The organism is Streptomyces sp. NPDC048257, from assembly GCF_043201855.1.
Taxonomy (GTDB): Bacteria; Actinomycetota; Actinomycetes; order Streptomycetales; family Streptomycetaceae; genus Streptomyces.
The window spans coordinates 1-12,450 of record NZ_JBICZI010000028.1 but is presented as its reverse complement, the minus strand read 5'-3'; the positions used below and the strand labels follow the sequence as shown (position 1 = coordinate 12,450).

11 protein-coding genes are annotated in these 12,450 nt (G+C 72.0%); 4 read left to right on the top strand and 7 right to left on the bottom strand.

Annotated elements, in window-relative coordinates; genetic code table 11:
* Positions 1-54 precede the first annotated feature (54 nt).
* Positions 55-639: a GNAT family N-acetyltransferase gene (locus ACGFZK_RS32905; protein ID WP_393852516.1), complete on the top strand. Its 585-nt coding sequence runs from the start codon at positions 55-57 to the stop codon at positions 637-639.
* A gap of 42 nt (positions 640-681) precedes the next feature.
* Here ACGFZK_RS32905 and ACGFZK_RS32900 read toward each other — a convergent pair whose 3' ends face one another.
* Together ACGFZK_RS32900 and ACGFZK_RS32895 are read right to left on the bottom strand one after the other, a co-directional pair.
* On the bottom strand, positions 682-1,578 hold the full coding sequence (locus ACGFZK_RS32900) for a glutaminase (protein WP_393852578.1): 897 nt from the start codon (positions 1,576-1,578) through the stop codon (positions 682-684).
* 38 nt (positions 1,579-1,616) lie between these two features.
* On the bottom strand, positions 1,617-2,309 hold the full coding sequence (locus ACGFZK_RS32895) for a demethylmenaquinone methyltransferase (protein ID WP_393852515.1): 693 nt from the start codon (positions 2,307-2,309) through the stop codon (positions 1,617-1,619).
* Between the two features lie 266 nt (positions 2,310-2,575).
* Between ACGFZK_RS32895 and ACGFZK_RS32890 the strand changes: the two genes are divergently transcribed.
* Both ACGFZK_RS32890 and ACGFZK_RS32885 read left to right on the top strand, forming a co-directional pair.
* On the top strand, positions 2,576-3,475 hold the full coding sequence (locus ACGFZK_RS32890; RefSeq protein ID WP_393852514.1) for a DUF3152 domain-containing protein: 900 nt from the start codon (positions 2,576-2,578) through the stop codon (positions 3,473-3,475).
* 46 nt (positions 3,476-3,521) lie between these two features.
* Positions 3,522-3,974: a LuxR C-terminal-related transcriptional regulator gene (locus ACGFZK_RS32885; RefSeq protein ID WP_393852513.1), complete on the top strand. Its 453-nt coding sequence runs from the start codon at positions 3,522-3,524 to the stop codon at positions 3,972-3,974.
* Here the strand turns inward: ACGFZK_RS32885 and ACGFZK_RS32880 are convergent.
* From ACGFZK_RS32880 to ACGFZK_RS32865, 4 genes are all read right to left on the bottom strand, one after another.
* Positions 3,940-4,584 carry a hypothetical protein gene (locus ACGFZK_RS32880; protein WP_393852512.1) on the bottom strand — a complete coding sequence of 215 codons (645 nt, stop codon included), beginning with the start codon at positions 4,582-4,584 and terminating at the stop codon, positions 3,940-3,942. The genes ACGFZK_RS32885 and ACGFZK_RS32880 overlap by 35 nt on opposite strands.
* 16 nt (positions 4,585-4,600) lie before the next feature.
* Complete coding sequence (gene mqnC, locus ACGFZK_RS32875; RefSeq protein ID WP_393852511.1) at positions 4,601-5,800, bottom strand: cyclic dehypoxanthinyl futalosine synthase; 1,200 nt, start codon at positions 5,798-5,800, stop codon at positions 4,601-4,603.
* A gap of 78 nt (positions 5,801-5,878) precedes the next feature.
* On the bottom strand, positions 5,879-7,726 hold the full coding sequence (locus ACGFZK_RS32870) for a serine/threonine-protein kinase (protein WP_393852510.1): 1,848 nt from the start codon (positions 7,724-7,726) through the stop codon (positions 5,879-5,881).
* A 209-nt stretch (positions 7,727-7,935) separates the two neighbouring features.
* On the bottom strand, positions 7,936-8,799 hold the full coding sequence (locus ACGFZK_RS32865; protein WP_393852509.1) for a menaquinone biosynthetic enzyme MqnA/MqnD family protein: 864 nt from the start codon (positions 8,797-8,799) through the stop codon (positions 7,936-7,938).
* Between the two features lie 237 nt (positions 8,800-9,036).
* On the opposite strand from ACGFZK_RS32865, the gene ACGFZK_RS32860 reads away from it, so the two are divergent.
* Positions 9,037-9,240: a cold-shock protein gene (locus ACGFZK_RS32860; RefSeq protein WP_030012116.1), complete on the top strand. Its 204-nt coding sequence runs from the start codon at positions 9,037-9,039 to the stop codon at positions 9,238-9,240.
* 177 nt (positions 9,241-9,417) lie between these two features.
* Here ACGFZK_RS32860 and ACGFZK_RS32855 read toward each other — a convergent pair whose 3' ends face one another.
* Positions 9,418-11,115: a lytic transglycosylase domain-containing protein gene (locus ACGFZK_RS32855; RefSeq protein WP_393852508.1), complete on the bottom strand. Its 1,698-nt coding sequence runs from the start codon at positions 11,113-11,115 to the stop codon at positions 9,418-9,420.
* Positions 11,116-12,450: the final 1,335 nt, after the last annotated feature.

Here is a 12,450-nt window from a genome sequence, read left to right as displayed (position 1 = left end):
GGTCTCCCGAAGGCTCGATATAGGGTGCCAGGCGGCACCGGACATGTGCAGTCTATGCAGCGAGAGAGATCGCGATCAGAAGGGCCACCCACGTTGACTAGCTCGCAGACCTCGTCGACCTCGCCGACCCGGCCGCTCCCTGCCGTTCAGCTCCGCGTGCCCACCGACGAGGACGCCCACGCCTGGCACGAGGTCTTCGCCGATCCCGACGTGATGGAGTTCCTCGGCGGTCCCGCGGAACTGTCCGCGTACGAGGAGTTCACCGCGCGCCAGCGCATGCACGACGCGCAGCTCGGCTACTGCCTGTGGACCCTCCTGGACGCGCAGGGCACGGTGATCGGCTTCACCGGTGCGCAGCCGTGGCCCCGGGAGAAGGAGTGGGGCCCGGTCGGGGAGATCGAGATCGGCTGGCGCCTCGCCCGCACGGCGTGGGGGCAGGGTTACGCGTCCGCCGCCGCGCTGGCGACGCTGGAGCGGGTGCGCGAAGCCGGGGTTCCGCACGTGGTGGCGATGATCGACGCCCGGAACACCCGTTCGGTGGCGGTGGCGGAGCGGCTCGGGATGGCCCTCGCCCAGGAGTTCACCACACCGGGCGGCAACCCGGGACGCCGCTACGCGCTTTCCCTGCGGGGCGAGTGACGGGCTCGCCCGGTCCCGGGGCTCCGCCCCGGAACCCGTGCCTCAGAAGACGGACAGGCCCGTCAGCGTCGTGAAGCGGTCCAGTGCCGCCACGCCCGCCACCGAGTTGCCCCGGGCGTCCAGGCCCGGGCTCCACACCGCGAGCGTGCACTGGCCCGGGACCACGGCGACGATGCCGCCGCCCACCCCGCTCTTGCCGGGCAGCCCGACGCGGTAGGCGAACTCGCCCGCCGCGTCGTACGTCCCACAGGTCAGCATCACCGCGTTGATCTGCTTGGCCTCGCTGCGCGTCAGCAGCCGCGTCCCGTCCGCGCGGAGCCCGTGCCGGGCCAGGAAGCGCCCGGCGCGGGCCAGGTCGGCGCAGCTCATCTCGATGGAGCACTGCCAGAAGTAGTGCTCCAGCAGCGCGGGCACCGGGTTGTCGATGTTCCCGTACGAGGCCATGAAGTGGGCGACGGCGGCGTTGCGGTCCCCGTGCTCCTGCTCGGAGGCCGCGACCTCGGCGTCGAAGCCGATGTCCGGGTTCTGACTCTCCTGCCGCAGGAACTCCAGCAGTTCGCTGCTCGCGTCGCCCGTCAGGGTCTGGAGCCGGTCGGTGACCACGAGGGCGCCCGCGTTGATGAAGGGATTGCGCGGAATGCCGTTTTCGTACTCCAGTTGCACGAGCGAGTTGAACGGGTTGCCGGAGGGCTCCCGGCCGACCCGCTCCCACAGGCTGTCACCGCCCTCGGCCAGGGCCAGGGCGAGTGCGAAGACCTTGGTGATGGACTGCGCGGAGAAGGGCACCTGCCAGTCCCCGACCCCGAAGACGTTGCCGTCGAGGTCGGCGACGGCCATCCCGAACTGCCGCCGGTCCACCGCGGCGAGCGCCGGGATGTACTCGGCCGGGGTACCGCTGCCCATCAGCGGGGCGATGTCGGCCGCGATCCGCTCCAGCAGGGGCCCGTAGTCCGTGGGGTCGACGTCCGGCACGGCGGTCAGTCCTTGATGCCCCGGTGCAGCGCGACGATGCCGCCGCTCAGGTTGCGCCAGGCCACCTTGGACCAGCCGGCCTTCTGCAGCAGGGCGGCCAGCGCCGGCTGGTCGGGCCATTCGCGGATGGACTCGGCGAGGTAGACGTACGGGTCGGGGTCGGGCACCACCGTGCGGGCCACCGGCGGCAGCGCACGCATCAGGTACTCCATGTACACCTTGCGGAACGGCGCCCAGGTGGGCTGTGAGAACTCGCAGATGACGACCTGCCCGCCGGGCTTCGTGACCCGGTACAGCTCGCGCAGCGCGGCATCGGTGTCCTGGACGTTGCGCAGCCCGAAGGAGATCGTGACGGTGTCGAAGGTGTCGTCCTTGAACGGCAGCTTCGTCGCGTCCCCGGCGGTCAGCGGCAGCCAGGCGTGCCTCTTCTTGCCCTCCATGAGCATGCCCAGGGAGAAGTCGCAGGGGACGACGTACGCGCCGGTGGCGGCGAAGGGCAGCGAGGAGGTCGCGGTTCCGGCGGCCAGGTCCAGGACCGTGTGCCCGGGGCGCGCGCCGACCGCCTTGGCGACCTCCTTGCGCCACAGCCGGGCCTGGCCCAGTGAGATGACGTCGTTGGTGAGGTCGTATTTCGCCGCGATGCCGTCGAACATGGAGGCGACTTCGTGCGGCTGCTTGTCCAGGGAAGCCCTTGTCACTGGCGTTCGCCCCTCGGTGTGCGATGCGGATCGGCGGGTACGCAGACATCTTCTCAGGCCGCGGCCCCTCCGGGCCGCGGGGGCTCCACGGCTACCCGCTGTGACCGCCGCCGGGTGGATGGCGGAAACTGGTCCGAAGGACAGTTACGCCGCGGCACCGCGGACCCGTTGACTGACAGGGTGCGGCCCGGTGAGGGTCACCCACCGGACCGGCACCCGAATCGTGGCCGGTCCGGCAGTGGCCGCCGCGAACAGAAAGCTTCACGATGCCGGCAGGCCATTCCACCGGTCGCTCCCGCCGCAGCAGCCCGCGCGCCCAGCGCCGGGCGGAGCGGCGCAAGCGGCTGCGGCGCACGATCCTCATCGGATCGGCGGCACTGGTCGTGGTCTCGGCGACCGCGTACACGCTGCTGCCCGGGGACGACGGCGCGAACACCGCCGCGGGCCGGACCGCCGTCCAGCCGGACCCGACGGACGCGGAGTCCGCCGACGGCTCCGGGAACACGGTCCCGCAGGGCGGCCAGAAGTCCCCCTCCCCGCAGCCCTCCGCCTCGCCCTCGGTGCAGGCCAAGGACTCGCCCTCGCCGCAGCCCTCCGCCACGGCCGCCCGGCCGGGTGTCTTCAAGGCCTCCGCCGCCTCCGGCAACGCGCAGGGCAAGGGGCCCGCACGCCGCTGGCGGATCGAGGTCGAGGAGGGCAGTGGGGTCGACCCGGAGGCGGCCGCCCGCTCGGTCGAGTCGATCCTCGGGGACCCGCGCGGCTGGACCAAGGACCCCCAGTACGGCTTCCAGCTCGTCGGAGCGGGACAGCCGGTCGACTTCACCGTCAAGATCGCGACGCCCAAGACCACCGACCGCCTGTGCGAGGTGGTCACGCCCGAGCTGATCGGCGAGACCAACTGCCGCGCGGGGCACACCGTCGTGGTCAACCTCAAGCGCTGGCAGGAGGGTTCGCCGCAGTTCAGCGGCACGCCCGAGGAGTACCGGGCACTGATCATCAACCACGAGGTCGGGCACGAGCTCGGCCGCGAGCACGAGACGTGCCCGGGTCCCGGCAAGCCCGCTCCGGCGATGATGCAGCAGATCAAGGGGCTCCTGGGCTGCAAGTCCAACGCCTGGCCGTTCGACTCGAATGGAACCTACCTGTCCGGTCCGTCCGTCCTATAGGGCGAGAGGCGGCCACAGGACGGGCGCCCGGGGGCTAGGAGAAACCGTGCGCGTCGTCAGCTTCAGCGTCCCCGCGTGGTTCCCCTCGTACGAGGAGCCGGGTGTGCAGGAGCAGGCGCCGCCGGAGGACGCACCGAGCGGGGACAGACCGGCGACGGACCGCCCCGCCTCGGACCGGCCGACCACGGACGGCCCCGCCTCGGACCGGACCACCTCGGACCGGACCGCCGACGCCCAGCTGACCGAGCAGGAGTCGGCGGTGTTCCTGTGCCTGGCCACCGGCGCCTCCAACCGGGAACTGGCCGTCGAGCTCCAACTCTCCGTCAGCACGGTCAAGTTCCACGTCGTCAACATACGGGCCAAGCTGGGCGGCATCAGCCGCCTCCAGGCCTGCCTGCTGGCCGCCCTCGCCCGGGAGGAGACCCTGCGCACCGCCGGATCCGGGCACTGCGCACGGACCGGGCTCAGCGACGGCGGTGGAGCAGCCGCCCGCCGATGACCGTGGCCACGCAGGTGGTCGCGCCCCGGGCCAGCAGCTCGGCCTCGTCCGCCACCGCGAAAGCCGCGAAGCGCGCCGGAACCCCCGCCTCCAGGACCCCGTGGAAGGCCTCCGCGGCCGCGTCCCGCCCCGCGAACGGATCCAGGGCGGGCAGCCCCTCGTAGGCGGCCGGCGGCAGGATGGTGAGCCCCGACCGGGACACCGCCGTGCGCACCGCCGGGATCGTGAAGCGGCCGCAGACCGCCACCACCCCGCGGGCCAGCAGCCGCTGCGTGCCCCGCCGGGCGCTGTTGCCCCACCGCGGCTCGGTCATCTTCAGCGCGTCCAGCGCGGCCTCGCCCCGGATCGGGTCGGCGCCGAGCTCGGTGACCTCGTACGGGTCGTCCGGATAGTAGGTGCGCTCCAGCAGCTCGTCCGCCCCGCGCACCAGCAGCCCCGGGGTGATCACCCCGGGCCAGCGGCGGGTGCGGGCGTGCGGGTGGGCCGCGGCGACCTCCTCGTACGGCCCCACGCGGGCTATCCGGTCGCCGTCGACGAGGACCGCACCGCCCGGGAGCGGCGCGGAACCCCGCCCGGGGACGAGAAGTTCGGCGGTGTGAAGCGTCAGCATCGGTCGGCGGGCGTCGTCAGTTCGTGGAGATGAGCTTCAGCTCGGGGTGCGCCGTGCCGCCTTCGAGGGCGGTGGAGGAGATGTGCGAGACCACGCGCTCGTCCACCGGGTCGTTCGCCGGGTCGTCGTGCACGAGCAGGTGCTCGTACGTCGTCGCGCGCTGCGCCGGGGTCCGGCCCGCCTTGCGGATCAGGTCGATGATCTCCTGGCGGTTGGAGCGGTGCTTGGCCCCGGCCGAGGAGACGACGTTCTCCTCCAGCATGATCGAGCCGAGGTCGTCCGCGCCGTAGTGCAGCGAGAGCTGGCCCGCCTCCTTGCCCACGGTCAGCCAGGAGCCCTGGATGTGGGCGATGTTGTCGAGGAAGAGGCGCGCGATGGCGATCATGCGCAGGTACTCGAAGATCGTCGCCTGGGTGCGGCCCTTGAGGTGGTTGTTCTCGGGCTGGTAGGTGTACGGGATGAAGGCGCGGAAGCCGCCCGTACGGTCCTGCGTGTCCCGGATCATCGCGATGTGCTCGATGCGCTCGGCATTGGTCTCGCCGGTGCCCATCAGCATGGTGGAGGTGGACTCCACGCCCAGCTTGTGGGCGATCTCCATGATCTCCAGCCAGCGCTCGCCCGACTCCTTGAGCGGGGCGATCGCCTTGCGCGGGCGGGCCGGCAGCAGTTCGGCGCCGGCGCCCGCGAAGGAGTCGAGGCCGGCCGCGTGGATGCGCTGGATGGCCTCCTCCGCCGAGACGCCCGAGATGCGGGCCATGTGCTCGACCTCGGACGCGCCGAGGGAGTGGATGACCAGCTGCGGGAAGTCCTTCTTGATGGCGGCGAAGTGGTGCTCGTAGTACTCGACGCCGTAGTCCGGGTGGTGCCCGCCCTGGAACATGATCTGCGTGCCGCCGAGTTCGACGGTCTCCGCGCAGCGGCGCAGGATGTCGTCGAGGTCGCGGGACCAGCCCTTCTTCGCGTCCTTGGGAGCCGCGTAGAAGGCACAGAACTTGCACGCCGTGACGCACACGTTGGTGTAGTTGATGTTCCGCTCGATGATGTACGTCGCGATGTGCTCGGTACCGGCGTAGCGACGGCGGCGCACCGCGTCGGCCGCCTGGCCGAGCGCGTGCAGCGGCGCGTGGCGGTAGAGGTCGAGCGCCTCTTCCCTGGTGATCCGGCCCCCCGCGGCTGCGCGGTCGAGGACAGACTGGAGATCGGCCTGGTCGGTCACCGGTGCGTCACCTTTCGGCGGTGTGTCTGTGTCAAGGTCCGGACCGATCCAGCGTACGCCAGGGCGGACCGGCGGATTTCAGGGGCTGCGCGTGAGGTCGCCCTCGGGGTTTCCGGCCGGGGTGTCGCCCGACTTGTAGTGCAGCGTCCCGTCGGCGTTCAGGCTGAAGCGCTCGTCGGCGGAGCCGTTGGAGCAGACCCCGGGGGCCGGGTTGGGGCCGCCCGAGGTGTCCAGGACCAGCGAGCGGTCGGTGGCGGAGGACAGCTCCCAGTCGCCGCTGCAGTCGGTGCCCAGGAGGGCCAGGACCGACTTGTCCCGGGCCACGACCTCACCGACCTTGCCGGCCTTGATCGTGATCTCGAACTCCGAGGAGAGGCCGAGGCGGGCGGTGGTGACCGCGCCCTTCCAGGTGCCGACGAACTCCTTGGGGACGTCCTCCCTGGTCCCCTTGGGCGCGGCCGCGCTCCCGCTCGGGGTTCCGGCCGGGTTCGGGGCCGAGGAGGCCGCGGGGGCGGGCGAGGAGGCGGAGGGCCTCGCCCCGGAGTCGGCCAGGTCCTGCTGCCTGCCGCCCTGGCCCGGCAGCAGGTCCATCCAGAACAGCCCGCCGGACAGCACCGCGAGCGCGGCCGCCGCGGCCAGGACCAGCGTGCAGCTGAACCGGCGCCCGGCCGCCCTGACGGTGACCTGCCGCCCCGAGTCCTCCGCCCCGGCCCGCTGTCCGGGTAGCCCCCCACCGCCGGTTCCCCGGCCGGGGCTTGCGTACGGACCGGCTCCGCCGGGCGAGCCCGCGGTCGCGGCACCGGCCGCCCCGCCGCCCGTACCGGCCGGGCCGGAGCCGCTCTCCGCGGCGCCGTACGGCGAGCCGGCGCCCGGTCGCGGCCCCCCGTACGCGGGGTCGGGAGGACCGAAGCCGGCCCCGGCCGCGCCTCCGTACGAGGCAGCCGTGAACGGCACCGGCCCGGACGGGCCGTCCGCGTACGGCTGGTGGGGCGCACCGAAGCCCCGGCCCGCCGGTGCGCCGGACCCGCCCTCGAAGGAATCCGCGTCCAGGTCCAGCAGCGCCACGGCGGCCCGGCTGGCCTCCTCCACCAGCGGCCCGGGGAGCCAGCCGGGGACGCCCAGCGCCCCGCCGAGGGCCGCCGCGATCGCCTCGGGGGCCGGCCGCTCCGCCGCCGTCTTGGCCAGACAGGCCTCGATCAGCCCGCGCAGCTCGCCGTCCGGGAGCGCGCCGAGCTCCGGCGGCTCGTGGACCACCTTGTAGAGGAGGGTGGCCGAGTTGTCCCCGGTGAAGGGCGGCCGCCCGGTCGCCGCGAAGGCCATGACCGCGCCGAGCGAGAACACGTCGGCCGCCCCCGTGATCCCCTTGCCGAGGATCTGCTCGGGCGACATGTAGCCGGGCGAGCCGACGGAGACCCCGGTGGAGGTGAGCGAGGCCGTGCCGTCCGTGGCCCGCGCGATCCCGAAGTCGATCAGGCGCGGCCCGTCGAGGGTGAGCATCACGTTCGACGGCTTCACGTCCCGGTGTACGAGGCCCAGGCCGTGCACCGCCACCAGGGCGCGGGCCAGCCCCGCGCCGATGGCCCGGACCGAGGTCTCGGGGAGCGGGCCGTGCCCGGCCAGCGCGCGGTCCAGGGAGGGACCGGCCACGTACCCGGTGGCCACCCACGGCACCGGGGCCTCGGGGTCCGCGTCCAGCACCGGCGCGGTCCACTCGCCGCCCACCCGGCGGGCCGCCTCGACCTCGCGGCGGAACCGGGCCCGGAATTCCTCGTCGGTGGCGAAGTGGGGGTGCACGATCTTGACGGCGACGGTCCGGCCGCCCGCACTGCGCCCCAGGTAGACCCGGCCCATGCCACCCGCGCCGAGCCGGCCCAGCAACCGGTACGCGCCGATGGTCCGCGGCTCACCGGCTTCGAGCGGCTGCATCGCGTCCCCCAATTCCCCGTGATCGCGGGCTCCTTGTGGCGCCCCGCCGAGCAGCAGCAGCCTAGGCCCTGTCCGGGGCGTGGCGGGGAGGGTGCACGGTCACCCTTTTGCATTTCCACCCCAAGGCGAGAAATGCAAAAAGGCGGGGAATTCCCGGTAAACCGCACATTCGGTCGTCCGGCCTCCGGACTACGGCCGGGTAAACCCGGTCAGCACTCCTGGACCACCGTGCTCAGCAGCTCCACGGAGACATCCGCGGGATAGCCCGTCGTCGGTCCGGTACGGCGTGCGAATTCCCGTACGCCGGCCAGCTGGTCGGGACCGAAGCGGAAGTCGAGCGTCGTGAAGTACCGCTCCAGCAGCTCCGCGTCGAAGGCCTCCCAGCGGGCCGCCTGCTCGGCCACCTTGGTGACCTCTTCCAGGGAGACGTCCCGGGAGGAGAGGAAGGCCGCGTGGACCTCCCGCACGACGCCGGGCTCGCGGGCGAGGTAGTCCTTGCGGGCCGCCCAGACCGCGAAGACGAACGGCAGCCCGGTCCACTCCTTCCACATGTGACCCAGGTCGTGCACGGTCAGCCCCAGGCGGGGCGCGTCGTGCAGCGAGGCGCGCAGCGCGGCGTCCCCGATCAGTACCGCCGCGTCCGCCTCCTGCATCATCACGCTCAGGTCGGGCGGGCAGGTGTAGTAGTCGGGCTGCACCCCGTACTGCTCGGAAAGCAGCAGCTGGGCGAGGCGTACGGACGTACGAGAGGTGGAACCGAGCGCGACGCGGGCTCCGTCGAGCTGCTCCAGGGGGACCTGCGAGACGATCACGCAGGACATCACCGGACCGTCGCAGCCGACCGCGATGTCGGGGAAGGCGACGAGTTGGTCGGCGTTGCGGAGGAACTCCACGAGGGTGATCGGGGCGATGTCCAGGTCCCCCTGGACGAGGCGCTCACTGAGCTTCTCGGGGGAGTCCTTGGTCAGCTCCAGGTCCAGCAGCGTGCCGGTTCTGGCCAGCCCCCAGTAGAGGGGCAGGCAGTTCAGGAACTGAATGTGGCCGACGCGGGGCCGGCTGCGATAGACGTCCACATCGTGACACTAGCCCCCGTGTTCGCGTCAGCCTTCCAGCGGGTCTCAAACGTCCGGGTGACGTGATCTTTCCCTCTGGTCTCGGCCGCAGGGTGCGTGCTAGGCTCGTCGCAAGTTGCAGTTTGGTTTCCCTTGCAGTACGAGGCCTGCGGAGAATGTGACCCGCAGGCTTTTGTAGTTTTCAGACTTCTTAGCAGGTTCTGGAGCAGGGCGACCCTTTGGCCCATAGGAGGGCTCATGGCTACCGGAACCGTGAAGTGGTTCAACGCTGAAAAGGGCTTCGGCTTCATCGCCCAGGACGGCGGCGGCCCGGATGTCTTCGTCCACTACTCCGCGATCAACGCCTCTGGCTTCCGCTCCCTTGAGGAGAACCAGACGGTGAACTTCGACGTCACGCAGGGTCCGAAGGGCCCGCAGGCGGAGAACGTCACCCCGGCCTAGTCGCCTGGGCCAACCTAAATCGCGGGTTGGAAATGCAGTACCCAAGGAGCCCTGTCCCCTCTGCGCGAGCAGACCCGGCAGGGCTCCTGCCTTTTCCCGCCGCGGCGGGGAAAAGGCAGTGGCCCCCGGCGCCGTGGGAACGGCGCCGGGGGCCACTGGTGTGACCGGCTTGCGACCTCAGGGGCGAGCCGCCGTCTTCGCGGGGGCCGGGTCCGGGGCCGGGGTCGTGACCGGAGGAGCCGTGATCTTGAGCTCCAGGACCAGGGTGACCTTCTCCTTCGTGGTCAGGCGCACGAAGTAGGTACCCGGGGCCACGTCCGTGGTGAAGAGCTCCGGCAGGACGATCTTGCCGTCGGCGCCGGTCTTGGCCAGCAGCCGGCCGAAGACCTTCTTCCCGGCCTCGTCCTTGAAGTACGGGCCCTTCGCGGTCTCCGGGTCCACCGGGACCCACTTGCCGTTCGAGTCCTTCACGACCAGGTCGGCCACGGTCTCCGTACCGGCGACGGCCTTCCCGGCGGAGGTCGCGAAGACCTCCACGTCCTTGACGCTCGTACCGGCGACCGCCTCCAGCGGCTTCGCGTCGTCCGCGCGGGCCAGCCGGTCCGCGACCGTCACCGTGACCTTGCCGTCGAACTGCACGGCGAACCGGCCCTGCTGGTCGTAGGCCGCGGCCCGCAGCGTGAAGGCGCCGGCCTTGGGGCCCGCCTTCAGCCCGGGCGCGGCGGCGATGCCCTCGGCGTCCGTCTTGACCACCAGGGAGTCCGCCGTCCCGAAGCGGGTACCTCCGGTGGTGTCCCCCTCGACCGCGAAGACGACCTCCCGGCTGACGGCGGGCTTGCCGTCGCTCAGGAGCAGCTTGACCCGCGGGACCTCCGCGAAGGACCCGCCGGCCTCGGCCGTGAGGCCGGGACCGCCGAGGACCGTCAGCTCCGCCAGGCGCGGGGCGGGCGGCTTGGGCTGCTCCGGCGTCGGAGTCGGAGTGGGCGTGGGGGTCGGCGTGGGCGTCGGCGTGGGCGTCGGCGTCGGCTTGGGCGTCACCGGAGGCGTGTGCGACGGCACGCGCGGGGTGGGCAGCGGGCCCGACGGCTGCACCGGGTACTCCCCGGCGGGCGGGTTCGGCACCTCGGCGGCGCCGCCGGCCTGGTACTGGCGCATGTAGCCGAGCACGGTGTTCACGTACTCGCGGGAGTTGTTGTAGCTGAGGATCGCCGCGTCGAGCTTGGCCGCGACCGACAGGTCCCGGTCGCCCGCGCACAGGTAGAGACCCGCGCCCAGCGCCGCGTCGTAGATGTTGTTCGGGTCGCGCTTGGAGTCGCCGTTGCCGTCGGCGCCCCAGGTGGCCCAGGTCGACGGGATGAACTGCATCGGGCCCACGGCCCGGTCGTACACGGCGTCCGCGTCCCACTCGCCCTTGTCCGTGTCCCGGATCTCGGCGAAGCCGTTGCCGTCGAGGCGCGGGCCGCGGATGGGCTTCTCGGTGTAGCCGTCGGCCTTGAGGCCGTAGCCCGAGGCGTGGACGGACTCGACCCGGCCGATGCCCGCGAGCAGCTGCCAGGGCAGCTTGCAGCCGGGGAGTGCGGCGGCCACCGACACTTCGGCACGGTGATAGGCGTCGAGGGCGGTCGCGGGTATCCCGCTGGCCCCCTCCTGCGCGCCCGTCCCGCTGGGCGGCGGGTCGGCGACGATGTCGGGCAGATCCAGCCGGGCGTCACCGCGGTCGGTGGCCTGCGGACTGTCCGGCGTGGGCTCGGACTCTCCCGCGTCGGCGGTCGACGGGCTGGTCACGACCGCGGCGGTGGTCAGGCTGGCCGCGAGCGCGGCCGTGCACAGGACCTTGCGCGAGGTGTTGACGAGGTGACGGTGAAGCGGCTTCACAGTGCGGCGATCCCCCCAAGGAGCCGTCAAAGGTATACGGCCGGTCTAGCCGTGAATATCCACTGTCTATCAGGTATTCGAACCCGACTCGCCGTCCCGTCGGGATATGTGACGCACCATTCGTCTCGGCTTCACCGGGATCTCATGGCCGAACGAACAGACCTCCCAACTCCCCGCCCGAATTACCCCGATGGGCGCCATTTCCACCCCACCGAGCCGCCGACGGTGTGACCGTACTCACTCACCGGGACCCCTGCGGGCGGGGTCGGGGCGGGCGGGGTCGGGGCGGGCGGGGTCGGGGCGGGGCCCGGGGGCTTCGGAGGGCAGGAGCCGGCCGGGCGGGGTCGGGAGACAGGGCCCGGGGCTTCGGAGGCGGGGTCCCAACCGGGCGGCATCGAGAGGCGGGGCCCGGGGCTTCGGAGGGCAGGAGCCGGCCGGGCGGGGTGATGACGTGGGTCGGGGGCTTCGGGTGGGCGGGAGCCAGTTGATCGGCATCAGGGATGGGTATGGGGGTTTCCCGTCAGTCTCATCGTCTCTCCGGTTCGGGCCGGTCCCTCAAGGGCGCTCGTTCCTCGCGTCGCTACGCGATGGCCTTCGGCCACCCTTGACCGACCGTCCCGCCCCGGAAAGTCGAAGACTGTCGGGAAGCCCCCAAAAGAACGAGCCGGTCCAAGCTTTCAGGGACGGGGCGGTCAGAGATGCCCGGCCCGGTCGGGCGCAAGAGGCACGACCGACAGGCGGGGCCCATGCCCGCCATCGGCCGGGTCGGTGAGCGCGTCCAATCGCTACGCGCTCCTCACCTCTCAGCGTCAGCGACCCTCCTGGGGCTGGGCATAAGCCGCCCACGACCTCGGCTCGACGCGCGACATGCGTCCGACGACCGCCTTGGGTTGGGCATAAGCCGCCCACAACCTCGGCTCGACGCGCGACATGCGTCCGACGACCGCCTTGGGTTGGGCATAAGCCGCCCACAACCTCGGCTCGACGCGCGACATGCGTCCGACGACCGTCTGTGGCTGGGCAAAAGCCGCCCACGACCTCGGCTCGACGCGCGACATGCGACCGACGACCGTCTGTGGCTGGGCAAAAGCCGCCCGCAGCATCAGCACTCTCTCTTTGACTGCGACCGGCAGCCGTCAGGGGGTCGTTGAGAGGAGCGGTCGGCTTGTTCCTCGGCTCAGCCGAGGTGGGGGCGGGTCAACGCGAGGACGGCACCACAAACCTACCCACAAACAAGGGTAATTGGGGCAAACGGTCAGCCTTCTGGGCCGCACACACTCACTGACCCGAGCTCACCTCGACATAGCCGCCGTCTGACGCGCCTCCACCCCCCAA

What these genes read in the sequence shown, in the direction of transcription:
- ACGFZK_RS32880 (WP_393852512.1), bottom strand. Translation starts at nt 4,584, where the DNA reads ATGCTGACGCTTCACACCGCCGAACTTCTCGTCCCCGGGCGGGGTTCC.
- ACGFZK_RS32905 (WP_393852516.1), top strand. Translation starts at nt 55, where the DNA reads ATGCAGCGAGAGAGATCGCGATCAGAAGGGCCACCCACGTTGACTAGC.
- ACGFZK_RS32860 (WP_030012116.1), top strand. Translation starts at nt 9,037, where the DNA reads ATGGCTACCGGAACCGTGAAGTGGTTCAACGCTGAAAAGGGCTTCGGC.
- ACGFZK_RS32890 (WP_393852514.1), top strand. Translation starts at nt 2,576, where the DNA reads ATGCCGGCAGGCCATTCCACCGGTCGCTCCCGCCGCAGCAGCCCGCGC.
- ACGFZK_RS32870 (WP_393852510.1), bottom strand. Translation starts at nt 7,726, where the DNA reads ATGCAGCCGCTCGAAGCCGGTGAGCCGCGGACCATCGGCGCGTACCGG.